The organism is Mycobacterium sp. NPDC050853 (assembly GCF_040653875.1).
Lineage (GTDB): Bacteria > Actinomycetota > Actinomycetes > Mycobacteriales > Mycobacteriaceae > Mycobacterium.
On record NZ_JBFAGW010000008.1, the window covers coordinates 139,672 to 165,522 of the forward strand.

Sequence of the window (25,851 nt, forward strand, 5' to 3'; positions counted from 1 at the left end):
GTGGCTTTGCGAAACCGCGGGCGCAATCGGACAGGCTCCGTCACGTGACTCGGCAAGCGATGGCTGCGAGGTACTCATTCAGTCTCCTTTCCGGAGGTTCCGATTACGCTGCAGGTACGGGCTGTCTGGCGGCTGCGGTACGCGCCGGTCCCAGCACCTTGGCGCCGACCTCGTCCCGAAAGCGTTGACACGTGGGCGAGTACGCGACGATGACGACGGCCAGCAGATTGAGTGCCGTGGAAAGAAGGGCCAGCCCCCACGACGGCACCGGTGCCAGCCCCAAATGGATCGCGAAGTAGTTGGGCAGCGTACAGATGATGGTGTACGCGAGATAAGCACCGGGCGCAACAAAAGGGATAGCGGCCCAACGGTATCCCCGCATGTGCGGTCGTATCACGACAAGCACCCAGGCGATCATGACCAGGAATCCGCCGTTTTGCACGAGGCTGGGCAGCGGCACGCCGAGGACCAACGCGTTATTGCTGTAGTACTTCATCACGCCGAAGTGGCTGTTGACCATCTCACCGATGCACTCGAAGATCCCGAATACCAACGCGAACACGATGAGCGTTCGGGCGGCCCATCCCCTTTTGATCATCTCGTACACCACCAGTGCGGTCGGTGCCGTGCCCACCCACACCAGCGGGACGAAGATCGGCAGCGGCCGGTCCGCGATGGTGACGTAGGGCAGAACATTGGTCATGTATGTCGTGGCACCGATGATGTCGAGCCACGGCTCAACGAAGTACGGCAGAATCGTCACCCCGCTGAGCATGACCAGCCAGTACATCAACGCGTCCTCGTGCTTGCGCAGCGTCATCCACCCGACCCAAACAAGCGAAATCACCAGGCACACAACGAGTACGGCGACCACCGTCCAGGCCCACCAGGGCTCACCATGAATGACCGGTGGCGGCCCCCATTCCGTGCCTGTGCTCAGCCGTGTCATCCCGAGTGTCCTTTCGCCGCCGTAAGAAGTTGCTCCGGACACTAGTGTCTTGTTCGGGAACATGTCAATCATTTCAAGACAAACCATTCCGTACAACGACATGGGTGGCACGGGAGCGCTTCGATCGACTATCCTCGGCCGCATGGTGGACCCATCGGGACCGCCGATCCGGATGGCAGATCGGCAGCGCGCTCGGCGCAGTGAACTCGTCAAAGAAGAGGTTGTCGATGCCGCCCTCGCCGAGTTTTCCGAGCGCGGCTACCACCAGACCTCGATTGCGCACATCGCGGAACGGCTCGGCACCGGTCACTCGATGTTCTATCGATACTTCGCGAACAAGCGAGATATCCTCGAACACGCGGTCCAGCACGCCACACAGCGCACCATCGAAACACTCGCTCAGACCGTGCCCGGTCAAATCACGTCGTTAGACGAATTCCATGATTTCGCAGTGAATCTCGGGCTTGCGTACATCGATCTGGTGGTGGAGGACCCCCGCCTATCGCGCTTGCTGCTGCAGCAGGGCGCCGCGGTGGACAAAGAGATGACCGATCAGTTCTGCCGCGTATTTGACACCGGCGCTTCAGTTCTCGCTGCTCTACTACGCGATGGGATCGCTTCCGGATACGTCAGGCAGGATATCGACGTCGAAGCTGTTGCGGATTCGGTGGTGGGTATTCCGCTGGGCCTGCTCGCCCGCTACGGGCACGACCCTGATCAGGCGATCCTTGCCTCAAGAGTGCGTGCAACCGCCGATCTCGTCTGCCGGGGGATCGCCGTCTCGGCACAGCCACTCGACGGCTAGAGCCCGGCGCCCACCACGGGGCCTGCCCCGGCCGGTTGTGGCACGTGAACGGACTCCAGCAGTCGCTCCAACGCCGCCTCCACCTCGGCCTTCCAGCCGATCCCGCTATCGAGCTCCATGCGTAGCCTCGGGAAGTGCTGATGCGGTGCCACGACCGTGAAACCCACGTCTTTCAAGAAGTTCACATCGATCATGCACTGCTCGATGGTGCACTCCCCCAATACATCCGCTGCTTCCGAATGCCTGACCGTCGATAAACCTCCCGGGCGAAGAGGATCCGGCACCGATCCCCCGCATAATTCCAACGCCTCGCTGGTACGACCGAACGCTTCCAACGCGCGCACACCACGGCGCACCGACTCGGTCACCACGCTGGCGATAATGCTGTGCGGCAAGCCGTCTGACTCGTGCCCCGGCTCCACCCCGAGGGAGGTCAACAGGATCGCGTCCGCACTGACTGGTGCCGTCGGGAACAACCGAGCGCGCGGCACCACACCGGGTGGAGCGTAGAACGCGTACCCCGCGGTGGTGGGTCGGGTCTGTGGACCGGTAACCGCGAGCTGACCGCACGACCCCCACTCGAGCATGACCATCGACAGCCACGCTTCCTTCTCGAACTCGGGGTCCGATAGGTGCTGACGATCCCCGACGGTAGCGGGGTCCACCTCCCAGAAGACACACCGCCGGGCGTGCTTGGGCAGCTGCTCGAAACCATCGAGCCGCAAGGGAACGATCCGAGCCGACACTGGTCTTGCACGCCTCCACGTCCGGTCACCATGGTGCGCGGTACGCATCGTGCGTCCGGCAACCCTTCAAGGATAAGCGAAATTTCTCGTTTGGCACCCGGCAGCCGCATCGCGAGGGCCCGTGTCCGCCGCGCCGACGACAGCCGAGCACATCATTGCCTCGCGGAACCGAAAGCTCTTACCTACCAACCGTTTTCGTGACTGGCATGCTTCCGAACGAGATTGGAACGGGTTACACGTCACTGTGACGTTTCTCCCCTGTGGGCTAGGACGTTGCTTCGCCGGACATCATCTCGACAATTCGCTGCAAATCCTCGACCGAGCCGAACTCGACGACAATCTTGCCCTTGCGCTTGCCCAGGCTCACCGTCACGCGGGTGTCGAAGGTACCCGACAGCCGCTCGGCGACATCCTGGAGGCCGGGCATCTGGATCGGCTTGCGCCGCGGTGCCGGTTTGACAGCATCGCTGCGGTTCGCCAGCGTCACCGCCTCCTCGGCGGCACGCACCGACATCCCCTCGGCCACGATCCGAGCCGCCAGCTCCTCCTGCGCCTCGGCCCCACCATCCAGGGCGAGCAGCGCGCGCGCGTGTCCGGCCGACAGCACGCCTGCCGCGACCCGACGCTGCACCGCGATGGGGAGACGCAGCAGGCGGATCATGTTCGAGATCACCGGTCGCGAACGACCGATCCGGGAGGCCAGCTCCTCATGCGTCACGTCGAACTCTTCGAGAAGCTGTTGGTAGGCTGCCGCCTCTTCCAAGGGGTTCAGCTGTGCCCGGTGGATGTTCTCCAGCAGCGCATCGCGAAGCAGGTTGTCGTCTGCCGTCTCCCGGACGATCGCCGGGATGGTCTCCAGACCCGCTGCCTGGGTGGCGCGCCACCGCCGCTCCCCCATGACGAGCTGGTAGTCACCACCCTCCGCCGTGCGCACCACGATCGGCTGCATCACGCCGAACTCACGGATGGAGTGGACCAGCTCGGCGAGGGCCTCCTCGTCGAACACCTGGCGAGGCTGCTTGGGGTTGGGCTTGATGGCAGTCACCGGGATCTCGCGGTACACCGCGCCGATATCGACCGTCGGCGCAACTGCGGCCGCCGAACCACCGCCGATGACGACATCGGCCGCCGCGGCACCCAGCCCTGGACCCGCAGGTGTGGGCGAGCCGTCCGTCGGTGCCGTGGGAATCAGCGATGCCAGACCCCGGCCGAGTCCGCCCTTACGCCGTGGTGGCGACTGGCTCATCGGTTACCTCTCCTCGTCACGCATGCGACTATCTTCCCGTACCGCAACCGGCTCATTGGGGACCACTCGCCGACGGGCCTGGCCGCTGCGCGAGCTCACGTGCGGCATCCAGATAGCTCAGCGCACCACGCGAACCCGGGTCGTAATCCAGGACGCTGGTCCCGTACCCGGGGGCCTCGGACACCTTGACGCTGCGCGGGATGACCGAGCCAAGCACCTTCGGACCGAAGTGGTTGCGCACCTCGTCTGCCACCTGATCGGCGAGCTTGGTCCTGGCGTCGTACATGGTGAGCAGAATCGTCGACACATGCAGGGCCGGATTCAGGTGTGCTTGGACGAGTTCGATATTGCGCAGCAGCTGACCCACACCCTCCAGTGCGTAGTACTCGCACTGGATGGGGATCAGCACCTCATTGGTGGCGACGAGTGCATTAACCGTCAGCAGACCCAACGACGGCGGGCAGTCGATGAAGACGAAGTCGAAAGTGTCGGCGGGAAGGCCGGCGATTGCGGTGCGCAACCGTCCTTCGCGGGCGACCATCGATACCAACTCAATCTCGGCGCCGGCGAGGTCGATCGTCGCCGGGACACAGAAGAGGTGCTCGCTCTGCGGGCTGGTCTGGATTGCTTCTTGGATCGAGATCTCCCCAAGGAGCACCTCGTACGAGGACGGGGTGCCCGCGCGGTGGTCGGCGCCCAATGCGGTGCTCGCGTTGCCCTGTGGATCGAGGTCGATCACCAGAACGTTGAGCCCCTGCAGCGCCATCGCAGCGGCCAGGTTCACCGCGGTGGTGGTCTTTCCGACGCCACCCTTCTGGTTGGCGATCGTCAGCATCCGGCGCTGCGCCGGCTTCGGGAGTCGGACCGATCCCTGCTTGATTTGGGTGGCGCGTTGAGCAGCGGCACCGATCGGGGTGTCCGACTCTTTGAACTCCGCGGGTGATCGGCGACCGTCTCCCGGTGCGCCGGTTTCACGTGAAACATCTGGCGGTCCGTGCTTGTCGCTACTCACAGTCGTCTCCTTGATCGGATGCTCACCGGCTCCGCTTTCGCGGACCGCCGCGGGTGTCTCCCCGCCGACGGTCTCCGTCGCATTCTTTCCGCCGCGCGACCACCACCGTGGTGGGCGGATCGAGGTACCGCGTGCCACACTGCACCACCCTCACATCGTCAGCGCCGAGCAGGCTCAGCGCACTTCCGTACTGCCGCACTTCTTCATCGGCGCGATCGCCTTTGATCGCCAACATGCGTCCGCCGATCCGCACCAAGGGAAGAGACCAGCGGCCGATCTTGTCCAATGCCGCGACCGCCCGGGACGTCGCCGCGTCCGCTTCACCGACCGCCGCGATAACACTCGGCTCCTCCGCCCGGCCGCGTACAACCGATACGTTGGTCAGCCCGAGCCGCTCAATCATTTCACGGAGGAAGTCGGTCCGGCGCAGCATCGGCTCGACGAGAGCTATACCTACGTCGGGGCGCGCGATGCCCAACGGGATGCCCGGAAGACCCGCGCCGCTCCCGATATCGATCACGCGCTCCGCGGGCTCGAGCAGCTCCCCCAAGACGGCACTATTGAGAATGTGGCGCTCCCATAATCGGTCGGCTTCACGGGGTCCGATCAGACCCCGCTCCACACCGATAGTGGCCAGCGCGTCGACGTACTCCACCGCGACAGGGAGGCGGTCGCCGAATACTTTTGCCGCGGCCTCCGGCACCGGGAGAGTCTCGCCGTGTTTCACGTGAAACATTCCTCCCGGAGCGCGGCCGCTGAATTACATGGGTGAGATTTAAGTGCGGTCAGTCGTGCAGGATGACGACGCGACGCGACGGCTCCACGCCCTCGCTCTCGCTGTGCACACCATCGATCGCGGCGACCGCGTCGTGCACGATCTTGCGCTCGAACGGAGTCATCGGAGAGAGCTCCTCGCGCTCCCCCGACTCCAGCACCTGCTTGGCGATCTTCGTGCCCAACGTCGCCAACTCATCGCGGCGGCGGCCACGCCAGTTGGCGACGTCCAGCATCAGACGGCTGCGCTCACCGGTCTTCTGCTGGACAGCCAGCCGGGTCAGTTCCTGCAACGCGTCCAGCACCTCGCCCTTGCGGCCAACGAGCTTGGTCAGATCACTGCCGCCATCGACGCTGACGATCGCGCGGTCCCCTTCGACATCCAGATCGATGTCGCCATCGAAGTCGAGGAGATCCAGGAGCTCTTCCAGATAGTCGCCGGCGACCTCGCCCTCGGCAACCAGACGCTCTTCGAGACTGCCGCGCGGCTCAGTGTCCAGCTCGGCATCCGGCTCGGTGGCAGCCTCCACCGTGGTCTCTTCGGCCGTGGTCTCTTCGGCCTGCGTATCGAGATCGGTCATCGTTCTTCTCCCTCTGTCACGCCCGTGCAGGAACGCGGGCGGTTAGCGCTTGCGGCGACGGTCCGGCCGTGCACCCGGCTTCGGGGTGCGGCTGGTCGCGCCTGATCCATTTGTCGAATTCGGGGAAGCCTGTCCCCTGGTGTCCTCGTCCGTTCCATCGGACCCCGCGGTACTTACAGGGTCGTCTGTGTCGTTCTCGGACTCTTCTGTTTGTTTGGTCGGCTGGTTCTTCCCACCACGCGCCGGTTTGGCTCCCGGCTTCGGGGCGTTGGCTGCTCGCCGTTCCAGATCCGCCTGCTTCTTCTCTTCTTCTTCCTTGGCGATCGCGTTGAAGACGTAGTGCTGCTGCCCGAACGTCCAAATGTTGTTCGCCACCCAGTACAGGATGATCGCGAGCGGCAGGAACGGTCCGCCGACCACCACGCCCAGCGGAAAGACGTACAACGCCAACCGGTTCATGATTTGGGTCTGCGGGTTCGCCTGTGCCTCCGGGCTCTGACGCGCTATTGATGCCCGGCTGTTGAAGTAGGTGGCGACACCGGCCAGGACCATCAACGGCACCGCGACACCGGCCACGGCCCACCTATTGAATTCGGTGAACGCGTCCAGACCCGTCGTCTGAATCATGGTCGCGCCCAGCGGCGCACCGAACAGATTGGCGTCCAGGAAGTTGGCGACGTCGCCCGCGCTGAAAATGTAGTTACCGGTGGCGCGGTTCGCCTCCACCGACATATGTACTTGTCCGAAGCCGCCGGTAGTTCGGTTGAACGAACGCAGCACATGGAACAGCCCCAGGAACACCGGAATCTGCGCCAGCATCGGCAAGCAACCCAAGATCGGGTTGAAGCCGTGTTCACGCTGCAGCTTCTGCATCTCCAACGCCATGCGCTGGCGATCGTTCTTGTACTTCTTCTGCAGGGCCTTGATTTGTGGCTGCAGCTCCTGCATCTGCCGAGTCGTCCGGATCTGCCGCACGAACGGCTTGTACAGAATCGCGCGCAGGGTGAATACCAGGAACATCACCGACAGCGCCCACGCGAAGAAGTTCTTGGGCCCCAGCAGGTACGCAAACAGCTTGTACCAAACCCACATGATCGCCGAGACCGGGTAGTAGACGAACCCGAGGCTGAACCAATCAAACATCCGCTGTGCTCCTCTGCACGCTCACGTGCTCTCGGCCCCGAACAACTGGGCCCCATGCTTCGTATGACGGTCGGGAATCGGATCCCATCCACCGTGGTGCCACGGCCCACACTTCAGTAGGCGGATCGTCGCCAACCAGCTGCCGCGAATCAGGCCGTGCACACTCAGCGCCTCCACCGCGTACTGGCTACAGGTCGGCATAAATCGGCAACTCGGCAATCGTGTCGGGGAGATCCAGGTCTGATACAGACGGATCAGAAAGATCACAGCCCTGGCCGGGCGGCTTTTCATCGTTGCCGCTTCTGTACGGGTTCCTGTGGTCGTGCAGACCGATCGATCCCGTCACGCAATTGCTGACGCAGGCTCGCCGATAGTGCGGTTCCACTGCTGGGCAGCGCCCTGATCACCATTCGATCCACCGGCTCAAGCCTGGGAAGTATTTCCGCGGCAACATGCCGAAGTCGGCGCGATACCCGGTGACGCACTACCGCTCCACCGACCGACTTCCCGACGATCAGACCGACTTTAGGGCCTTCGACCTGCCCACACTCGGAGCCCGCACAACCACGCTGCAGGTGAATCACCAAGTCCGCGTGGGCACTTCGAGCGCCACGCTTGACGGTCTGCCGGAATTCGGATGATTTCGTCATCCGGTGTCGAGTCGGTAACACCGACTACCTACCTGCGCCCGAAACTCAGGCGGTCAGTTCCTTGCGGCCCTTACGACGCCGGACCGCAATGATCGCGCGCCCGGCGCGGGTGCGCATGCGCAACCGAAAACCGTGGGTACGCGCGCGACGCCGATTGTTTGGCTGGAAGGTCCGCTTGCCCTTTGCCACCGCAACTACTCCTTCATGTCCTTCACGTTCTCAGCCGGGATCACCCACGCCGTTCATTCACGACGCATGCGATGTGCTGAGACGTATCAGTCCGTTGGTACTTCTCACTCGCCACCGGCGCGGTACCTACGGAATCCTGGGTTTCATCCCTGATGACGTGCGGGTCGCGGCCGTGCCGCCAACGTTCGGGCGACTGTTTGAGGGTACTGACCTGCTCGACGCCGGTCAAACTGATCACAAACGCCACATCCGTATCCCCTGGGCACACGAGTCTGTCAGCTTTACGAGAGTTGTCACCGATGTCTCCCGATCGGTTGGCGGGGCGGAACAAAAACTGTTAGCTTCTGCGAATGCCATTTCTGCCGGGCGAATGCATCGGAACCACCCCCGGTGGCCGATGCCGATCGCGGTCGAACACCGACTAGCCGGTCCCCCGGAACAGGTGATCCGCAGCGATCTCCTGGTATGAGCGCACTGACCACCATAGGGTGGTCGGCTTTGTTGTCCACAGGTGTGGATAACCGTGTGGAAACCCGCGATCCATCGTTGAAAAGGGGCTAGTGTCGACGTGTCCCTTCCAGCCAGAGAGATGCCCGCCGTTGACTGACGAACTGAATTCCCAGTTCACGGCGGTATGGAATACCGTCGTCGCCGAGCTCAACGGTGACGACAGCCAATACCTGTCGAGTTTTCCGCCATTAACGCCGCAACAGCGCGCCTGGCTGACTCTGGTTAAACCACTCACCATGGCTGAGGGCTTCGCACTGCTTTCGGTGCCGTCCAGTTTCGTGCAAAACGAGATCGAACGGCACCTGCGCGGGCCGATCGTAGAGGCGCTTTCCAGGCGGCTGGGCGAAAATGTCGAGTTGGGTGTGCGGATCGCAGCGCCACCTCCTGGCGAAGATTCAGACGTCGCCGGGCCGGCCCCCGAACTCGAGGTCGACGAGGTCGACGAGACCACCGAGGCGCTTGCTAGTGCACACGAATCGTGGCCTTCGTACTTCATCAATCGTCCCGGTGGCGCCGACAAGGCCGAGACCCCTGACACGAGCCTCAACTCGCGGTACACCTTCGAGTCGTTCGTCATCGGCGCATCCAACCGGTTCTCCCACGCGGCGGCGGTAGCAGTCTCCGAAGCGCCCGCCCGGGCGTACAACCCGTTGTTCATCTGGGGTGAATCCGGGCTAGGCAAGACGCATCTGCTGCACGCCGCCGGAAACTACGCACAGCGGCTGTTCCCCGGTATGCGCGTCAAGTACGTGTCCACCGAAGAATTCACCAACGACTTCATCAACTCTTTGCGCGATGACCGCAGGGTCGCGTTCAAACGCAGCTACCGCGACATCGATGTACTCCTGGTAGACGACATCCAGTTCATCGAGGGTAAGGAAGGTATCCAGGAAGAGTTCTTCCATACCTTCAACACCCTGCACAACGCCAACAAACAGATCGTGATCTCTTCTGACCGGCCGCCCAAGGGGCTGGCCACCCTCGAAGACCGGCTGCGTACCCGCTTCGAATGGGGCCTCATCACCGACGTTCAGCCCCCTGAGCTGGAGACCCGGATCGCCATCCTGCGCAAGAAGGCGCAGATGGACCGCCTCGATGTCCCCGACGACGTGCTGGAGCTCATCGCGAGCCGGATCGAACGCAATATTCGCGAGCTCGAGGGCGCTCTGATACGTGTGACCGCGTTCGCATCGCTGAACAAGTCCCCCATCGAGTTGTCCTTGGCCGAGATCGTGTTGCGCGACCTCATCCCCGACTCCAACTCCATCCAGATCAGCGCTGCCACGATCATGGCGGTAACCGCCGAGTACTTCGACACCAGCCTCGAGGAGCTTCGTGGCCCCGGCAAGACGCGGGCTCTCGCACAGGCCCGCCAGATTGCCATGTACCTCTGTCGCGAGCTCACCGATCTATCCCTACCCAAGATCGGGCAGACCTTCGGGCGCGACCACACCACCGTCATGTACGCCGACAAGAAGGTGCGCGGCGAAATGGCACAGAGGCGTGAGGTTTTCGATCACGTCAAAGAGCTCACCGCGCGGATCCGTCAGCGCTCCCGACACTGACCTGATTCCGAACCAAACCCGGCCCCCGTGGCCGGGTTTTTTCGTCTCGAAACACTGCTTCGGGCCCTCAACGCACTCGTGTTTCAAGACTTTTCGAGATTTTTCTCAACGAATTTCTGTCACCTCGTGGAGCTCATACGTCACATCCACAACAGTGGTGGCTGTGCACAGGACTGTGGACTGCCATCGGGTAAACCTGCGATCGGCTGGGAGTTGCTGAACGAATGACATGGCGTCCACATCCGCGCGCTGCCAACTGCCTCTGAATCCACAATCCGCTGACAACCCGGATGCCGCGTTATCGTGCGACAACACTTGTCTGTCCACAGATTCCACAGGACCTACTACTACTGCTTAAATCTCTATCTAATCTTCCTCTTTAAAAGCAGCTGTGTGGATGGACGCTTCAACACCGACCATCTGGCCGGTAACCCGGCGATGGACGAAACGGAACAGAACGGCTTTCCCGATGCGTCGAAAGCATCTACGGTTGTGCTTCGGAAGTCGTATGGCCTGACGACTTCCCACTCCGAGTGACAGGACTTGTACACGGCGCCCCGGTCAGTACCGGATGGCAGCCGGATGCGCTGTCAAAGCTGTCACCCGGTCGTGCCACGATGGCTATCACAGATTTTTCGTGTGGAGACAGTTCGACCTGGACAACGAGGAAGCAAAGGGTATCCATGGATCTTGCGAGCCCCACTGCCACAGACACCAGCCTGAAGTTCAGGGTTGCGCGCGACGACTTCGCCGATTCGGTGGCTTGGGTCGCTCGGAGCCTGCCCTCCAGGCCGACGGTTCCGGTGCTGGCAGGTGTGCTGCTGACTGCGCATGAAACCGGTTTGAGGCTGTCCGGCTTCGATTACGAGGTTTCCGCACAGGTGCAGGTGCCGGCCGAGGTCGCCGCGGCCGGTAGTGCGCTGGTCTCGGGTCGACTGCTTTCGGATATCACCCGGTCGTTACCCAACAAGCCGGTAGACGTGGCGCTGGAAGGCACGCGTCTGCTGATCAGCTGTGGAAGCGCGAAGTTCTCGTTGCCGAGTATGCCGGTCGAGGACTACCCAGCCTTGCCCTCGCTACCTGATGAGACTGGTGCTCTGCCCGCCGATGTGTTCGCGGAGGCAATCGGCCAGGTCGCGGTGGCAGCGGGCAAGGATGACACGCTGCCGATGCTGACCGGTATTCGTGTCGAAATTAGCGGTGACACAGTGGTTTTGGCCGCAACCGATCGGTTCCGGCTGGCGGTGCGCGAGCTGAAGTGGACGTCGGGATCCAGTGAGGCCAACGCTGCCGTGTTGGTGCCGGCCAAGACCCTGTCGGAGGCCGCGAAGTCGGCGTCCAGTGGTTCGGATGTGCAGCTCGCGCTGGGAGCCGGTTCGTCCATCGGATCTGAGGGGCTGCTCGGGGTTGTTAGCGGCGGTAAGCGCAGCACCACCCGTCTGCTGGATGCGGAGTTCCCCAAGTTCCGCCAGCTGTTGCCCACCGAGCACACCGCGTTGGCGACGATCGCGATCGCGGAACTGGTAGAGGCCATCAAACGTGTTGCGCTGGTTGCCGATCGAGGCGCGCAGATCCGTTTGGAGTTCGAGCCCGGGCTGCTACGGCTGTCTGCCGGTGCTGACGATGTGGGTCGGGCGGAAGAAGAGCTGGAGGTGGAGTTCGTCGGAGAACCGCTGACCATCGCCTTCAACCCGACCTACCTGACGGATGGGCTGGGATCGCTGCACTCGAATCGAGTGACGTTTGGATTCACCACGCCCAGTCGTCCCGCAGTGCTGCGGCCGGCAGATGACGATCAAAGCTCGCCAGAAGGTCCCGGGCCGTTCACGGCGGCGCAAACTGAGTATGTCTATCTATTGATGCCAGTGCGTCTGCCCGGCTAGGGCGGGCGTCCCTAATGGCATACGGACTGGTCATCGGAGGTTATGGGTCATGCAGCTGGGTTTGATCGGGCTGGGCAAGATGGGTTTCAATATGCGCGACCGGCTACGCGCCGGCGGGCATGAGGTGATCGGATACGACCCGCGTCCCGAGGTCACCGATGTGGCGTCGCTGAACGCGTTGGCACAGGCGTTGGACGCGCCTCGAGTGGTGTGGGTAATGGTGCCGTCGGGACCGGTTACCCAGCAGACGATCGCAGAACTCGCCGCGGAGCTTTCGGAAGGCGACCTGGTGATCGATGGCGGCAATTCGCGGTTCACCGAAGATCAGCCGAACGCAGATCTGTTGGCGGCCAAGGGAATCGGCTATATCGACGCGGGCGTCTCCGGAGGGGTGTGGGGCAAGGACAACGGCTACGGTCTGATGGTCGGAGGTAGTGACGCGGATGTGGCGCGCGCGATGCCGATATTCGACACGCTGCGTCCCGAGGGCGACCAGGCTGACGGCTTCGTGCACGCCGGTCCGGTGGGAGCCGGTCACTACGCGAAAATGATCCACAACGGGATCGAGTACGGCCTCATGCATGCCTACGCCGAGGGCTACGAGCTGCTGGCGGCAGAACCGTTGATCACCGATGTGCAGGCAGTGCTACAGGCCTGGACCAAGGGCACAGTGGTGCGCTCATGGCTGTTGGACCTGTTGGCCAAGGCATTGAAGGAAGATCCGGGATTGGATGCGATCTCCGGGTACACCGAGGATTCCGGTGAGGGCCGCTGGACTGTTGAAGAGGCCATCAACCACCGGGTGCCGGTGCCGGTTATCGCGGCCTCGTTGTTCGCACGGTTTGCGTCTCGGCAAGAGGATTCGCCCGCGATGAAGGCCGTCTCAGCGCTGCGTAACCAGTTCGGTGGCCACGCGGTCAAACGCGTCGGTCTCTCTGGCTAAGGCAAGCGCGCGGACTCGGTGTACGTACGACAGTTGGGATTGCGGGACTTCCGGTCATGGGAGCACGTCGACCTGGAGCTGGAACCCGGACGCACCGTGTTTGTCGGACCGAATGGCTACGGCAAGACGAATATTGTTGAGGCACTGTGGTATTCGTCTACATTGTCGTCGCACCGGGTTTCCACCGACGCACCACTGATTCGCAATGGTGGCGAGCGGGCAGTGGTGTCGACCATCGTGGTGAACGAAGGTCGCGAGCTGGCGATCGACCTGGAAATCGCGGCCGGCCGGGCCAACAAGGCCCGGATAAACCGGTCGCCGGTGCGCAGTCCGCGCGAGATCGTCGGGATTTTGCACGCAGTGCTCTTCGCGCCAGAAGACCTGTCACTGGTGCGCGGAGATCCCTCGGACCGGCGCCGATTCCTCGACGATCTGCTGATTCAACGTCGACCCCGGATGGCGGGTGTGCGTGCGGACTACGACAAGGTACTGCGGCAGCGAACCGCATTACTCAAGACCGCAGGGGCCGCACTTCGTCAACGTAACGACCAAAGTGTGCTGGACACCCTTGATGTGTGGGACGGGCACCTGGTCGCTCATGGTGCTGAATTGCTTTCTGCACGAATCGAATTGGTGGCTGTGCTACGACCATTGGTGGAGAAGTCCTATCAGCTGTTGGCGCCGGCCTCACGTGCGGCGGATATCGCGTACCGCAGCAGCGTCGAGGGTGTCGGCGAAGAATCGTCAGTGGAACACCTCGCCGACGCACTGCATGCCGGACTGGTTACAAAACGGTCTGCGGAGATCGAGCGCGGGGTCTGCCTGGTGGGTCCGCACAGAGATGATGTGGAACTGCGGCTCGGTGACGGACCCGCCAAGGGCTTCGCCAGTCACGGGGAGTCGTGGTCGTTTGCGCTGGCGCTGCGGTTGGCGGCATTCGATCTGCTGCGCGCCGACGGCACCGACCCACTATTAATGCTCGACGACGTGTTCGCCGAACTGGACGGCGCCCGGCGCCGGTGTTTGGCCGAGGTCGCTGCGGATGCAGAGCAGGTTCTGGTGACAGCCGCGGTTCCGGACGATGTTCCCGAGGAATTGTCGGCACGCACGGTTACCGTCGACATACGGGAAGATCCCGAGGGACGGAAGTCGGTGGTGCATGAGTGAGGACGAGGCCTGGCCGCCGGAGCACTTGGCCGGGGTGAAGGGGATGGACTTGGTGCGCCGGGTGCTGGAGGAGGCACGTGGCGCGGCCAAGGAGCAAGGCAAGGACATCGGTCGCGGAGGCAGGTCACCACAGCAGCGGCGCCGAGTCGCCGGAGGCCGTAGAAGCTGGTCGGGGCCGGGCCCGGACGCACGGGATCCACAGCTGTTGGGAAGGGCTGCAGGGGATTTGGCGAACCGCCGGGGCTGGAGCTCCCGGGTGTCCGAGGGTGCGGTGTTCGGGCGGTGGGACGCTGTTGTCGGCGAGCAGATCGCCGCGCATGCGGCGCCGACCTCGTTAAATGAGGGTGTGTTGACGGTCGCGGCGGAGTCCACTGCCTGGGCGACGCAGCTGCGGTTGGTGCAGGCACAGCTGCTGGCGAAGATCGCGGCGGCGGTGGGCGACGGTGTGGTGACGAGTCTGAAGATCTCCGGACCGACGGCGCCGTCGTGGCGCAAGGGGCCGCGACACATTGCCGGGCGCGGGCCGCGGGACACCTACGGCTGAGGGCTCATCGCCACGCCGTGGCTCGGATCTGCCTTGCCGACCGTCAGGACCCAGACCGATTCGAGATATGCGACGGACGGCGTAAATAGAGGGGACGAAACATGCCCTGAAACCAGTTGCCGTCGGTGCCGACCAGTAGGATGGTCATAACACCGATCGCTGGGTCCGTGACCCGCGAGAGTCGTCCCTTCCAGACAGGAGACAAAGTCGATCGTGGCTGCCCCGAAGAAGAGTGCCAAGAGCGAATACGGCGCCGAGTCGATCACTATCCTCGAAGGGCTCGAAGCGGTCCGGAAGCGTCCGGGCATGTACATCGGGTCCACCGGCGAGCGCGGCCTGCACCACCTGATCTGGGAAGTGGTGGACAACGCGGTCGACGAAGCAATGGCAGGCTATGCGACCACCATTGATGTGGCGCTGCGGGCCGACGGCAGTATTCAGGTGACGGACGATGGTCGTGGCATCCCGACCACAATGCATGCCACGGGAATCCCGACGGTAGATGTGGTCATGACCCAGCTACATGCCGGCGGAAAGTTCGACTCGGATTCCTATGCGGTGTCCGGCGGCCTCCACGGTGTGGGTGTGTCGGTGGTGAACGCGCTGTCGACGCGGGTGGAGTTGGAGATTTCTTACGACGGGTTCGAGTGGGAGCAGTCCTACGACCGGGCTGTCCCGGGCACCTTGAAGAAGGGCGCGCCCACCAAGAAGACGGGAACGACGGTTCGATACTGGGCCGACCCGACTATTTTCGAGACCACCACCTACGACTTCGAGACCGTCGCGCGGCGTCTGCAGGAGCAGGCCTTCCTGAACAAGGGCCTGACGATCAAGCTCGCCGACGAGCGCGTCAGCGATTCCGATGTGATTGACGAGGTGGTCAGCGATACCGCCGAGGCGCCGAAATCCGCGGAAGAGCAAGCAGCGCAATCGGCTGCACCGCACAAGGTTAAGAGGCGAGAGTTCCACTATCCCGACGGTCTGGTCGACTTCGTCAAGCACATCAACCGCACCAAGTCGGCCATCCACACCACCATCGTCGGCTTCTCCGGTAAGGGTGAAGGCCACGAGGTAGAAATCGCGATGCAGTGGAACGCAGGCTATTCCGAATCGGTGCATACCTTCGCGAACACTATCAACACGCACGAGGGCGGTACCCACGAAGAAGGCTTCCGTGCGGCGCTGACCACTGTGGTGAACAAGTACGCCAAGGAAAAGAAGCTTCTCAAGGAGAAGGACACCAACCTCACTGGCGACGATATCCGTGAGGGCCTGGCCGCGGTCATCTCGGTGAAGGTCGGTGAGCCGCAGTTCGAAGGCCAGACCAAGACTAAGCTGGGCAACACCGAGGTCAAGTCGTTTGTTCAGAAGGTTTGTAACGAGCAGTTGCAGCACTGGTTTGACTCCAACCCGGCCGATGCGAAAACTGTTGTAAACAAGGCGGTTTCGTCATCGCAGGCCCGCATCGCGGCGCGCAAGGCGCGCGAGCTGGTGCGCCGCAAGAGTGCCACCGATATCGGTGGGCTGCCCGGCAAGCTGGCCGACTGCCGCTCCACCGATCCGTCGAAGTCCGAACTGTATGTGGTGGAGGGCGACTCGGCCGGCGGCTCCGCCAAGAGCGGCCGCGACTCGATGTTCCAGGCGATTCTGCCGTTGCGCGGAAAGATCATCAACGTCGAAAAGGCCCGCATCGATAGGGTTTTGAAGAACACCGAAGTCCAGGCGATCATCACCGCGCTGGGCACCGGTATCCACGACGAGTTCGACCTGGCCAAGCTGCGCTACCACAAGATCGTGCTGATGGCCGACGCCGACGTTGACGGACAACACATCTCGACGCTGTTGTTGACGTTGTTGTTCCGCTTCATGCGTCCGCTTGTGGAGCACGGACACATCTTCTTGGCGCAGCCGCCGCTGTACAAGCTCAAGTGGCAGCGTGTCCTGCCCGAGTTCGCGTACTCAGATCGTGAGCGCGACGGGTTGATGGAAGCCGGGCTCAAAGCCGGCAAGAAGATCAACAAGGACGATGGCATCCAGCGCTACAAGGGTCTGGGCGAGATGGACGCTAAGGAACTGTGGGAAACCACCATGGATCCGTCCGTGCGCGTGCTGCGTCAGATCACCCTGGATGACGCCGCCGCCGCCGACGAGCTGTTCTCCATCCTGATGGGCGAGGACGTCGAGGCCCGCCGCAGCTTCATCACCCGTAACGCGAGGGATGTGCGCTTCCTCGACGTGTAGGGACTACTTGCTCGCCCGGCGAGATAGTTGCGGATTCAACTAGTTTGAAAATGTCTTCCTCAGTGATGGAACCGGGCTCCGGATTCTGCCGTCCTACCTACAAGTAGGACTGACAGAGGAGAATGGCTGTGGCCGAGACGTTCAAGGTAGAACCCGATCAGCTATCGGGTTTTGGTGGTGCAACGCGTGAGCTGGGCCAGTACGTCGACAAGATCACGACTTTGATCGGCACCGAGGGGGTCCCGAAGTCGGGCTGGGACGGCTTGATGTCGGAACTGAAGGGTACGGCCGACGGCATGATGGTCTCGACGCGAGATCGTTACGACCAGCGTCAAGAGGCTGTTCACATGACCGGGGACGAACTGGTGACGCTGTCCCGCGAGTATGCACGAACCGAATACCACAATGGCGCTCGAATTCGAGAGACATCGCACCCGTTTGAGCACGACAGTCCGAACTCGCAAGACCCGGTGCCGTTTGGGAAGCCGTTCACATACGGAGCGCTGCCCGATCTCACTGCGCCCGAAACGATTCAGGCAGATTTGGTCCCAATCGTGCGTGAACGAGTCGACTGGCTGGCGGACGCCGACGAGTACATTAAGGCGCTGGTGGGGTGGAGCCCGATCAACGACACCTTCTTGCCGTTGATCGGGAACTGGGAGGAGCTCAACCGTCTGGGGCAGGTCTACGAGAAGTCGGGCAACGGCGCGGAGGCTGTTGGGCGCGAACTCGCCGGAATGACAAAGCGGATCGAGCCAACGTGGGACGGGGCGGCTGCCCAGGCCTTTGCGCCCTATGCGGACCGGCTTTCAAAAGGGTTGCAGGCCGAGGGTCCCGTCATGCGGACCTTCAGGCTCTGCATGGGTCAGCTTGTGGAGCAAATCAAGAAGATGATCGGCACCCTGACCGATATGGTGATCACCAAATTGGCAGAAGAAGTGCAGATAGACAACTTCAGCGACCTGCTCAAGTTTCTTGCGAAAAAGGTTCCCGGAGCTGGAACAGCGGCGCAGATTGCGCGGCTCGTTCAGATACTCAAGCAGGTGTATGACGAGGCGACCAAGCTCATGGAGCAAATCAAAAAGGGAGTCGAGCTCGTTAAGGATGTGATCGAGTTCGCGAAGGATCCCGCGGCGTTCGTGCAAAAGAAGGGACAGGAGTTCCTCGCGAAGGCCACGGAGGGTTCCGCGGGTATGAAGGTCAATCCGGAGTTGATCAAGAACGTCACGGCGGCCGTTCAGCAGGCCCCGAGAATTCAACAAGCACCGAAAGACGGATACTGGGGTGGCGACAGCGGAACACCTTGGGGTGATGGCAGATGACCGAGGACGAAACTTCCACGGCGATTGAAATGATTCTTGAGACGGTCTACACCGGCATCGCTGATATGGAGACTGTGCGGCTGGCCACGGAAGAGTTCATGAATACCCCTCTTTGTGTACCGGACGCGGAGCTGGAGCCGGTGGAACGTCCGAGAACTTTGTCAGAGCTGGAAGAAGACGACTTCTATACGTTCCGGGGATCTGTCCGGAAGAGTGAATGGTGAATATGACGTTGCAGCGCATGGTTATGGTGGCAGCTCTACTGGCAGTCGGGTTGGCTGGAACGGCATGTGGAAGTGGGAAATCCGAAGGAGCTCCGTCGGGAAGCACTTCGTCCAGCCCATCGACAACACTCAAGAACTCCGGATACGAACCGTTCACCCCGCAGACAGATCCGTGCAGCCTGATTCAGCCCGAGGAATTGGTCCGCCAGGGCTTAGCGCCATTGACGGGTGCCGCAGAACAAGATGATTCAGGCATGCAGACATGCCGATACCAGGATGCCGCGCATAGCTTCGTGGCCACCGTGACCCTGTTCAATCACCGTGGACTTGCTGACAGTTACCGCGATCTCAAACAACGGACGATCGACTCGCAAGGCGTTACCGTCCTCATCCTCACCGACGAACCAGCCAAGTGTGGTGCGGATCTGGTGGATTCGGCGAACGTAGCGCAATTCGATTTCGAGCCGACGCCTGAGGCAGTGGCAGCCGCGGCATTGCCGACTGCACAGACGTGGTGCGACCTATCGGCCCCCACAATCGTTGAGGCTGGCAAGCGCTTGGGGTGGGCAAAGCCGAAGTAGCTGTTCCCCACAGTGCGTCGAGGGTCAGTCGCCCAAGGGATTCTGAGTCCGGGCCGTCTCACTCAGATAGGCGAGTAGCACGTCGACAAGACGAGTCCCTATATCGAGCTGCGTTGTCGATGGCGTGAACGTTCTTGAGGTGGCTCCCGGTGCCGGCCTCGGGGTAGGCGTCCAGGTCGACGAAGATGATCCACAACTGGTGACGGGCCAGATCATCGGTGGACGCACTGACCTTGGTGAACACCCCGTCGCGTAGGCCGTCTTCAAGGGCCTTGGAACCGTCCGTGTGAGCGGCGGTGTCGTAGCCGGGCTGACTTGAGCGGCGCAGTGGTCCTCAGCTCTGGCGCGAGGGGTCGCCACCAAGCCCCGAGGCGGTCCGGTCATCAGTTCCCGTGAAGGCGCTACTAGTCATTCGAAGCTTGTCGCGATAGTCATCACAACTCGCACCGCCGTGGGTCATCAGCCCAGCCAGCCGCTCGATCGCCGGCCCGACATCCGCCATCTGCTCGGAGTAGTGAGAACCAAAGGTCTCCGCTCGCATCTCGCAGGACCGCACCTTGTCTCCCTGAGCGCGGAGGCCCTCGGCGGCCCGGCCCCACACACCTGCCAACTTTTCAACACCATCAGAGTCGATGTACGTCATCAGAGCGGCCCTCCTTGCACACGGCACACGCTGTAGAAACCTCTATCTGAAGCTTCAACTACGTACTTGGACGCGCGCTCGTGCGAATCGGTTCCATAAATTTGGGGCGGGTTACAGCCCCGGGCAGGTGGCGGTGAGTTCGACGGGGTGGGGCTCGTCGTAGGCCTTCTGTTGATCGATCCGATACAGATCGGCCTTGATGTGAAAGGTATTGCCGTCTTTGGTCACCGACGCATCGGCGGGAACGCGGGTCGTGTAGCTGAACAGTGCTCCGCCCACATTTCCGGAAAGTACTGCATCATCCTTCACATCGAAAGTGAGGCTGTTTCCTGGCTTACCCAGGGCGGGTTTAACTCCGATCCTCAAGGAGCCGTTCGGTTCTCGGCTGCAGTAAGCGGCATCGGTGCCGTCGACCAGGAGTCTGCCGTCGACCGTCGCGTCGACGTGTGGCCCCTTCGGGTCGGGTGCGGGAGGGGCTGGTGGAGTCGACGGCTGCCGCGGATTGGGATAGGCGGGGCATGTTGCGGTGACGGTGAACGGAATCGGTTTAGGCTCGCCGGGGTCCAAATTCAAGAACACCACGCCCGAAACGCTGTACGTCGGGCCTTGCACCACGACGGTGGGTGGGGATGGCAGATGCGACCACGTCTTCCACAGGTACGTGCCTCGTCCCGGTACACCGATCTGGATCTCGTCCACGGTGGAGGTCGCGGTGTCCAGCCGTAGGCTCAACGAACTCCCTTGTGGCGCAGTACTAAAGCCGATCGTGGTTTCCTGACCGAACCCAAGACAGACCGGGTCATTGAACGTCAACGGGTTTCCGTCGAAGGTGGCTTCGATGGTGGCCGGGCTGCGAGGAAAGTTTGCCGGCAGCGGGGCCGGAATAGCTGACGTCGTCGCCACCGCCGATATCGGGGCAGGCGCCTCGGATGGAGGCTTCGGGCCGCACCCGGCAACGGGCAGCGTCACGAGTAACGCTAGAAGAAGCCCTCTTCGCACGGCAGGGCCGGCGCCAAATCTCGCGATCCGTAACATCGATAAACCCCTCAGTTAATTTGTCTACGTCGGCAATTCGGCTGTGATTGGCCCTGGTTCACGCTGAGCAGGCACCCCCACGCTGGATGGAAACGAGCGCGGAAAGTGGAGTACGGGGTTGCCATGCGCCGGCGTGGACCGGCCCTGAGCGCTCGGCGGGCATCACGAGGACGAGATCTTCGCCGTCCAGGTACCAGGCTTTGTAGTCGTCGCTGTAGCCGCCATGGCCGGGTTGGGGTTCGAACTGGCTGATGGTGAGTCGGGGGTCCTTGTCCAGCCCGGTTGCCTGCTCCACGTATGGGCGGACGAGCGGGGGAAGTGCCACCAACGGGTCGACGCCGGGACAGAACAGGTCCCCGAGTGTGAGCGGCTTCTTATTCGCCTGGTCGAAGGTGAAGGTGATGACCGCATCGTTGGGGTGAGGCGTACCGGTAACGAACCATTCCTCGAAGAAGACGACGGACAGCGTGTTTGGGGCGTGTTTGTACGTCTTGTACCCCAGGCTCGCTTCGCTGTTTTGCGTGAGATTGTCATTCGGGTGGCCGAATTTCTTGAAGAAATCGCTCAGGAATTGTTGGAGCGCTGGTCCCGCCGCCGGGTCGTCCAGCAGGTTGGCGGGATAGGTGGCTTGAACTTTTGCGGTGACGTTCTTTGAGTTCGTGCCGGTCAGAGAGCAGCTTTCTTTGGAGCCGTCCCATGTCCCACCCACATTGGTGCAAAAGTCCGTCGGCGGCGCAGCGGTCGCAGGACTTTGTACTGGACTGCCGGAGGAGCAGGCCGCCAGCGAGAGCAGAAGTGCAAGGAGAGGACGCAGTCCCCGGGCGCTCATTTTCAACATATCGTTGCTCCCTCTGTCACCCGCCGAGCGCGGATAGCGCCCTCTGGTAGACGTCGCGCTTCTTATCCCGGTTGCCGTCGTAGTAATTGACGATATCGGTCACCGCGTCGATCCCTCCGCTGTCGGCAGCGGTGTTAACCCCGTGTGCGGTCCAGTACCATTCAGCTGCCGCGAACCCGTATTCGGGCTGTTGAAGGAGTTCTGGTGTTTGTGTGAAGTCCATCGGTGGGTTCGGGCTGTAGCTCTGGTTGTACCAATCGGTGAAACGCTGGTAGTTGCTCCTGCCGGTGACCTGGATGGGGCCTCGCCCCATAAACCGAGCGCCGTCGCCCGATTCGGTGTTCCCGAGCTCTTGCCCTTTCGCGGTTTGTGGGCCGTAATGCGCGTTAAACCAGTCGGCGTCGGGCCCGCCGGCGTACGCGCCCTCGTACCACATGGTCAGCTCCCCAGATTCGATTGCGCACGTGGCGAGGAACGCGGCCTGCCGCTGTGGGGTGTTTATGCCTGCGTGTTCCATCATCGCGTTGAGCTGGTCGAGGATTCGCTGTTGCTGCTCTGGGGGCAGGCTCGCAAAGTTCCCCTGATCGAAGACGGTCTTCAACTGCTCCAGTGTCACCTTCTTGAAAGAGCTGTCCTCAGGTCCGTTTTCGTTGGTGTTGAGTGCTTGGCGCAGGATGGTGTAGTTGTCGGTGACGAATTGATCCATGCTGGCGTTGGCGTCGTTGAACGCGGTGATCGCGGTGGCGAACGCGCCGATGACACTGGTCTGCAGATCGTCTTTGACTTGCCGCGCAGGCCAATTCACTCCCGGGCTGCCATGCCAGGCATACAGATGTTTGTCTTCGTCGCCGCCCTTGTTATCGGCCTTGATCGCGGCGGCACCGGTGGTCAACCGATTCTCGAAATCTCCCGGGCTGTTCTGAATCGTCCCCTCGATCATCAACGTGATGGCCGCGGTGTACTCGTCTTGTTTCTTGTTGAGCCCGAAATACAAGTTGTCATCGACGCCCGCGACGGCCTCCTGGGCGTCCTTGAGTTTCTGAATGTTGGCCTGCAACTGCTCGGTGTTGGTCTTGTACTTGTCCCACGCCGCGTCGGCGGCATGCCCCTTCAAATACTGGGAGAGGCGCTCGGTCTCGCCGATCAACCCCACCTGCTGGGTGCCACCGGCCACCGCATCTTGCAGATGGTCCCCGGACTCGCGGATCACCTTCAAATCGATATCGGCCTCTTTGTAATACGCCTTATCGAACGCATCACCGCTTTGGTCGATGGGCAAACCCGCGAAATTCACCCCAGCCTCGCTCAACTCACCCTGATGCCTCTTCAAAATCTCCCAGTACCCACAAAAATCCCGGATCTTGGCGCCGTCCTCCAACACCTGCCGACCCGTGTCATAAACCACCACCACAAACCCCTCAGCCCTAGTACTTCAACCGATTGCGAAATTCCCAGAAACTGTCCTCGTCATCCCAGCCGGGTATGGCCGGCCGATTCGCCGGTGCATCCTTGGCAAGAGGCGCTTCCACGGCCTTCGCCGCCTCCCCGGCCTGCCAGGCCGCCCGTTCTCGCGCCTGCCGCGCCTGTTCCGCGTGTATCTCTTGGAAGCGCTGCGCAGTCTTTAGCTTCCGACTCTCGGAGGCCCGCCCAAACTCCAGTTGCAAGGCGTACAGCCGGTCCGCGTACCCCATAACCCGTGTCCTTTCACAGACTGGAAGTGACAGATCTCCGCCATCTACATGTTGAGACGCCGGTATGCCTGATTCGGTTCCATCGAATTTGCGGGTGTGGAGGAACGCCACGGCCACTGCCAGAAGAGTCGCCCGGCCGGGTTCTAGGAGGGGGGCTGGCCGGCGGATTCGGGGGGCGTTGAATACGGCGTTCGGTAACCGAGCGCGGGACCCCGGATAGCTCTAGTTGGGGGCAACCCTGCAGTCAGCCCGAGAGATCACCACACGTAGGGCACAAGTCGGTAGCGGACCCGCGCCGCGTACTCCGGGTAGCCGTCAAGCTCCTTGGTAAGCAGCCGCTCCTCGCCCACTGCTCGAAATCCCAGCGCCACCACGGTTACCGCCGACCCGATGAGTGCGTACCAAGAACCGAGCAACAGCGGCATACCGATCATGAACGGGATCGCGCCCGTGTACATCGGATGCCGTACGTACGCGTACGGTCCGGAGTCGACGATCGAATGCCCGCGCTCTGCCTGGATCTTCACAACGGGGGCGGCAAAGCTGTTGGCGCGGAATACAAGCACCATCGAAAGCAACGAAACCACAATGAGCACGGCACCGACGATCTGAAGCCAGACGGGGACGTCGGACCAGTGCCACCGATGATCAAGTCCCGGCACTGCGAACCATGCCAGCGTGCCCACCATCGCAATGACCACGAAGATTTTGTCCCACGCGGTTTGGTTCGGTTGGCTTGGAGATCCGAGTCGCTCGGCGAGTAGGGCGGGGTTGTAGTTCAGCAGCCAGAGCTGCACGCCGAGGTTGAGGAGGGTGACCTCGATGCCCAGAACCCACAGCTGCGGCCAGTTCCAGGTGCCGGCGGCCAGGATCAACAACCCACCCAACGCGATTGTCGCCACGATGTTTGTGACGAGCAGCTTCACCAGTAGCCGCGATTTCGAGGGCACGGACTCAGTCATGTGTCGACGCTACTGCGTGGCCAGCCTCTGCAACAGCAGCGCGGAATCCTCGATGCCAAGTTCGATACCGAAGATCTCCCGAAGCGTGATGAGTACCTCGTCGGCGGTCAGCACCCGGGTCTCGCGCCCCACTCCGGGCCGAATGTCATGCAGCGTCTGATGATCCAGAACATGGAGGCGGTCGGGTTCGAAGCGCTGCACGAAAATCCTTGTGCTGAAAGGTGAATTGGGGCTGGCGGCCACAAAGTAGCTGGCCATCCGGAAGTCGACCGGATACTGCGGTTCGAGCACAAAGGTGTGCCGACTCATCCATCCGGGCTGGGTGCCGTCCCCCGCAGCCTCCGATAGTGTCCACCCGTCGGCACCCGGAGTGACCTCGCTACGCAGCAGTTGATAGGTCCACGACCCGTCGGTGATCACGTCCTCGTCGACCAGGCGGATGGGTGCCAGTGGACTTGCGCCGAATCCGACATCGCAGAGCCACCGTTCTCCGCCAAGCCGAACCACAAGCATTCCGTGTGTGGCCGGCCGCACTGTGGTGGCGCCCATCTGAACTCGGCCCTGGATACCGAAGAAGTCGAACCCCAGTCCTTGTAGCGCGGCGGCGAACAATGCGACGTGCTCGTAGCAGTAACCCCCACGGGGGCCGCGCAACAGCTTGGCCTGGACCGTGGGGATGTCCAACGCGACACGCTTGTGCAGCACCGCGTCGAGGTTCTCCCACTTGATGTTCAGGACGTGCCCACGCTGCAGGAGGCGCAAGGTGTCCAGCGTTGGCGAGCGGTCGCCGTCGAAGCCGATGAAGGCCAGGTACTCGTCGAGCTCGAGTTCGTCACCGTTCCACATGGTGGGACAACTTACTTGTTGAGCGGCGAATGCCAGTAGCGCGGCAGATCATGTTTGGCAGATGGCCGGAAGTAAGTGGGAGTTCGTCACGTCAGAGCACAATGCGGGGTCAATTGTGTCCGCCGCCTTCGGTCAGGCAGCGGGACCTTCTGATGCCTGTCACCGGTCACTCGTAGAGTGACGGCATGGCCGTCGATCGCCCCACCATCTTCTTTGCCTCCCAACAGGACTGGGAGACCTGGCTGGAAGAGAACCACGGCGACTCCCCCGGCGTCTGGATCAAGATGGCCAAGAAGGCCAGCGGCATACCCAGCGTGAACCACAAAGAAGCCCTGGAGGAAGCGCTCTGCTTCGGATGGATCGACGGGCAGGCCAAATCGCTCGACGAGACCTACTCCCTGCGCATGTTCACCCCCAGACGCTCACGCAGCACTTGGTCACAGATCAACGTGGGCCACATCGAACGGCTCACCAAAGAAGGCCGCGTTAGGCCCGCCGGCCAACGTGAGGTCGACGCCGCCAAGGCCGACGGCCGCTGGGACGCCGCCTACAGCTCGCAAGCCACCATCGAAGTTCCCGACGACTTCGCCAAGGCATTACAAGCCAACCCGACCGCGGAGACGTTCTTCGATTCCCTCACCAAAACCGCGCGCTGGCCGTTCCTGTACCGGCTCACCACGATCAAGAAGCCAGAGACCCGCGCCAGGCGCATCGCCCAGTACGTGGACCTTCTCGCCGAACGAAAGACGTTGCTTTAAGCC

General features: G+C 62.1%; 30 protein-coding genes. 13 read left to right on the plus strand and 17 right to left on the minus strand.

The genetic code is table 11. The features are described 5' to 3' along the window. Positions 1-103 precede the first annotated feature (103 nt). Positions 104-949 carry a hypothetical protein gene (locus AB0H22_RS22060; RefSeq protein ID WP_358148960.1) on the minus strand — a complete coding sequence of 282 codons (846 nt, stop codon included), beginning with the start codon at positions 947-949 and terminating at the stop codon, positions 104-106. Positions 950-1,091: 142 nt separating this feature from the next. On the opposite strand from AB0H22_RS22060, the gene AB0H22_RS22065 reads away from it, so the two are divergent. Next, complete coding sequence (locus AB0H22_RS22065) at positions 1,092-1,754, plus strand: TetR/AcrR family transcriptional regulator (protein ID WP_180749568.1); 663 nt, start codon at positions 1,092-1,094, stop codon at positions 1,752-1,754. Here the strand turns inward: AB0H22_RS22065 and AB0H22_RS22070 are convergent. From AB0H22_RS22070 to rpmH, 9 genes are all read right to left on the minus strand, one after another. After that, the gene (locus AB0H22_RS22070; RefSeq protein WP_358148962.1) at positions 1,751-2,500 is read right to left on the minus strand and encodes an acetyltransferase; all 750 of its coding nucleotides are present in this window, start codon (positions 2,498-2,500) and stop codon (positions 1,751-1,753) included. The two genes, AB0H22_RS22065 and AB0H22_RS22070, sit on opposite strands and share 4 nt — an antisense overlap. A gap of 265 nt (positions 2,501-2,765) precedes the next feature. After that, on the minus strand, positions 2,766-3,746 hold the full coding sequence (locus AB0H22_RS22075) for a ParB/RepB/Spo0J family partition protein (protein ID WP_180749570.1): 981 nt from the start codon (positions 3,744-3,746) through the stop codon (positions 2,766-2,768). A 52-nt stretch (positions 3,747-3,798) separates the two neighbouring features. Continuing rightward, the gene (locus tag AB0H22_RS22080; RefSeq protein ID WP_180749830.1) at positions 3,799-4,656 is read right to left on the minus strand and encodes a ParA family protein; all 858 of its coding nucleotides are present in this window, start codon (positions 4,654-4,656) and stop codon (positions 3,799-3,801) included. A 124-nt stretch (positions 4,657-4,780) separates the two neighbouring features. Further along, positions 4,781-5,494, minus strand: a complete 714-nt coding sequence (gene rsmG / locus AB0H22_RS22085; RefSeq protein ID WP_180749571.1) for a 16S rRNA (guanine(527)-N(7))-methyltransferase RsmG — start codon at positions 5,492-5,494, stop codon at positions 4,781-4,783. A gap of 49 nt (positions 5,495-5,543) precedes the next feature. Then, complete coding sequence (locus AB0H22_RS22090) at positions 5,544-6,113, minus strand: R3H domain-containing nucleic acid-binding protein (protein WP_358148965.1); 570 nt, start codon at positions 6,111-6,113, stop codon at positions 5,544-5,546. A 42-nt stretch (positions 6,114-6,155) separates the two neighbouring features. After that, positions 6,156-7,256 carry a membrane protein insertase YidC gene (gene yidC, locus AB0H22_RS22095; protein ID WP_358148967.1) on the minus strand — a complete coding sequence of 367 codons (1,101 nt, stop codon included), beginning with the start codon at positions 7,254-7,256 and terminating at the stop codon, positions 6,156-6,158. Positions 7,257-7,277: 21 nt separating this feature from the next. Further along, positions 7,278-7,547, minus strand: a complete 270-nt coding sequence (gene yidD, locus AB0H22_RS22100; RefSeq protein WP_358148969.1) for a membrane protein insertion efficiency factor YidD — start codon at positions 7,545-7,547, stop codon at positions 7,278-7,280. Continuing rightward, complete coding sequence (rnpA, locus tag AB0H22_RS22105) at positions 7,544-7,927, minus strand: ribonuclease P protein component (RefSeq protein WP_180749575.1); 384 nt, start codon at positions 7,925-7,927, stop codon at positions 7,544-7,546. The genes yidD and rnpA overlap by 4 nt, the downstream gene beginning before the upstream one ends. A 24-nt stretch (positions 7,928-7,951) precedes the next feature. After that, positions 7,952-8,095 (minus strand): 50S ribosomal protein L34, encoded by a 144-nt coding sequence (gene rpmH / locus AB0H22_RS22110; RefSeq protein WP_030097696.1) that lies wholly within the window; start codon positions 8,093-8,095, stop codon positions 7,952-7,954. 73 nt (positions 8,096-8,168) lie between these two features. Between rpmH and AB0H22_RS22115 the strand changes: the two genes are divergently transcribed. The 11 genes from AB0H22_RS22115 (at position 8,169) to AB0H22_RS22165 (ending at position 19,331) form a co-directional block, all read left to right on the plus strand. Next, on the plus strand, positions 8,169-8,564 hold the full coding sequence (locus AB0H22_RS22115) for a hypothetical protein (protein ID WP_180749576.1): 396 nt from the start codon (positions 8,169-8,171) through the stop codon (positions 8,562-8,564). 130 nt (positions 8,565-8,694) lie between these two features. Continuing rightward, on the plus strand, positions 8,695-10,170 hold the full coding sequence (gene dnaA / locus AB0H22_RS22120; protein WP_358148973.1) for a chromosomal replication initiator protein DnaA: 1,476 nt from the start codon (positions 8,695-8,697) through the stop codon (positions 10,168-10,170). 683 nt (positions 10,171-10,853) lie between these two features. Then, positions 10,854-12,053, plus strand: coding sequence for a DNA polymerase III subunit beta (gene dnaN / locus AB0H22_RS22125; RefSeq protein ID WP_180749578.1), 1,200 nt, complete (start codon positions 10,854-10,856; stop codon positions 12,051-12,053). A 19-nt stretch (positions 12,054-12,072) separates the two neighbouring features. Further along, positions 12,073-12,996 carry a phosphogluconate dehydrogenase (NAD(+)-dependent, decarboxylating) gene (gene gnd, locus AB0H22_RS22130; protein ID WP_358149055.1) on the plus strand — a complete coding sequence of 308 codons (924 nt, stop codon included), beginning with the start codon at positions 12,073-12,075 and terminating at the stop codon, positions 12,994-12,996. Positions 12,997-13,014: 18 nt separating this feature from the next. Beyond that, a complete protein-coding gene (recF, locus tag AB0H22_RS22135) occupies positions 13,015-14,163 on the plus strand; it encodes a DNA replication/repair protein RecF (RefSeq protein ID WP_180749580.1) in 1,149 nt (382 codons plus the stop codon). Next, positions 14,156-14,707, plus strand: a complete 552-nt coding sequence (locus tag AB0H22_RS22140; RefSeq protein WP_180749581.1) for a DUF721 family protein — start codon at positions 14,156-14,158, stop codon at positions 14,705-14,707. Before recF ends, AB0H22_RS22140 begins: the two co-directional genes overlap by 8 nt. A 213-nt stretch (positions 14,708-14,920) precedes the next feature. Next, positions 14,921-16,948, plus strand: coding sequence for a DNA topoisomerase (ATP-hydrolyzing) subunit B (gyrB, locus tag AB0H22_RS22145; RefSeq protein ID WP_180749582.1), 2,028 nt, complete (start codon positions 14,921-14,923; stop codon positions 16,946-16,948). A 221-nt stretch (positions 16,949-17,169) separates the two neighbouring features. Then, entirely contained in the window at positions 17,170-18,270 is a 1,101-nt protein-coding gene (locus AB0H22_RS22150; RefSeq protein ID WP_358148978.1) for a hypothetical protein, read from the plus strand. Then, positions 18,267-18,494, plus strand: coding sequence for a hypothetical protein (locus AB0H22_RS22155; protein ID WP_180749584.1), 228 nt, complete (start codon positions 18,267-18,269; stop codon positions 18,492-18,494). The genes AB0H22_RS22150 and AB0H22_RS22155 overlap by 4 nt, the downstream gene beginning before the upstream one ends. A gap of 2 nt (positions 18,495-18,496) precedes the next feature. Beyond that, a complete protein-coding gene (locus AB0H22_RS22160; RefSeq protein WP_180749585.1) occupies positions 18,497-19,075 on the plus strand; it encodes a DUF3558 family protein in 579 nt (192 codons plus the stop codon). A 124-nt stretch (positions 19,076-19,199) separates the two neighbouring features. Further along, a complete protein-coding gene (locus AB0H22_RS22165; RefSeq protein ID WP_358148982.1) occupies positions 19,200-19,331 on the plus strand; it encodes a hypothetical protein in 132 nt (43 codons plus the stop codon). A 78-nt stretch (positions 19,332-19,409) separates the two neighbouring features. Here AB0H22_RS22165 and AB0H22_RS22170 read toward each other — a convergent pair whose 3' ends face one another. The 7 genes from AB0H22_RS22170 to AB0H22_RS22200 all read right to left on the minus strand — a co-directional run bounded on the left by AB0H22_RS22170 (position 19,410) and on the right by AB0H22_RS22200 (position 25,090). Beyond that, the gene (locus AB0H22_RS22170; RefSeq protein ID WP_358148984.1) at positions 19,410-19,718 is read right to left on the minus strand and encodes a type VII secretion target; all 309 of its coding nucleotides are present in this window, start codon (positions 19,716-19,718) and stop codon (positions 19,410-19,412) included. Positions 19,719-19,829: 111 nt separating this feature from the next. After that, a complete protein-coding gene (locus AB0H22_RS22175; RefSeq protein ID WP_358148987.1) occupies positions 19,830-20,687 on the minus strand; it encodes a lipoprotein LpqH in 858 nt (285 codons plus the stop codon). A 124-nt stretch (positions 20,688-20,811) separates the two neighbouring features. Beyond that, positions 20,812-21,591: a hypothetical protein gene (locus AB0H22_RS22180; protein ID WP_358148989.1), complete on the minus strand. Its 780-nt coding sequence runs from the start codon at positions 21,589-21,591 to the stop codon at positions 20,812-20,814. A gap of 16 nt (positions 21,592-21,607) precedes the next feature. After that, the gene (locus AB0H22_RS22185; RefSeq protein ID WP_358148991.1) at positions 21,608-22,996 is read right to left on the minus strand and encodes a hypothetical protein; all 1,389 of its coding nucleotides are present in this window, start codon (positions 22,994-22,996) and stop codon (positions 21,608-21,610) included. A 19-nt stretch (positions 22,997-23,015) separates the two neighbouring features. Next, a complete protein-coding gene (locus tag AB0H22_RS22190) occupies positions 23,016-23,282 on the minus strand; it encodes a hypothetical protein (RefSeq protein WP_358148995.1) in 267 nt (88 codons plus the stop codon). A gap of 257 nt (positions 23,283-23,539) precedes the next feature. Next, on the minus strand, positions 23,540-24,244 hold the full coding sequence (locus tag AB0H22_RS22195; RefSeq protein ID WP_358148997.1) for an isoprenylcysteine carboxylmethyltransferase family protein: 705 nt from the start codon (positions 24,242-24,244) through the stop codon (positions 23,540-23,542). Between the two features lie 9 nt (positions 24,245-24,253). After that, positions 24,254-25,090 carry an arylamine N-acetyltransferase gene (locus tag AB0H22_RS22200; RefSeq protein ID WP_358148999.1) on the minus strand — a complete coding sequence of 279 codons (837 nt, stop codon included), beginning with the start codon at positions 25,088-25,090 and terminating at the stop codon, positions 24,254-24,256. 185 nt (positions 25,091-25,275) lie between these two features. Here AB0H22_RS22200 and AB0H22_RS22205 point away from each other — a divergent pair, with 185 nt between their 5' ends. Further along, positions 25,276-25,848: a YdeI/OmpD-associated family protein gene (locus AB0H22_RS22205; protein ID WP_180752292.1), complete on the plus strand. Its 573-nt coding sequence runs from the start codon at positions 25,276-25,278 to the stop codon at positions 25,846-25,848. The last annotated feature ends 3 nt before the right edge of the window (positions 25,849-25,851 follow it).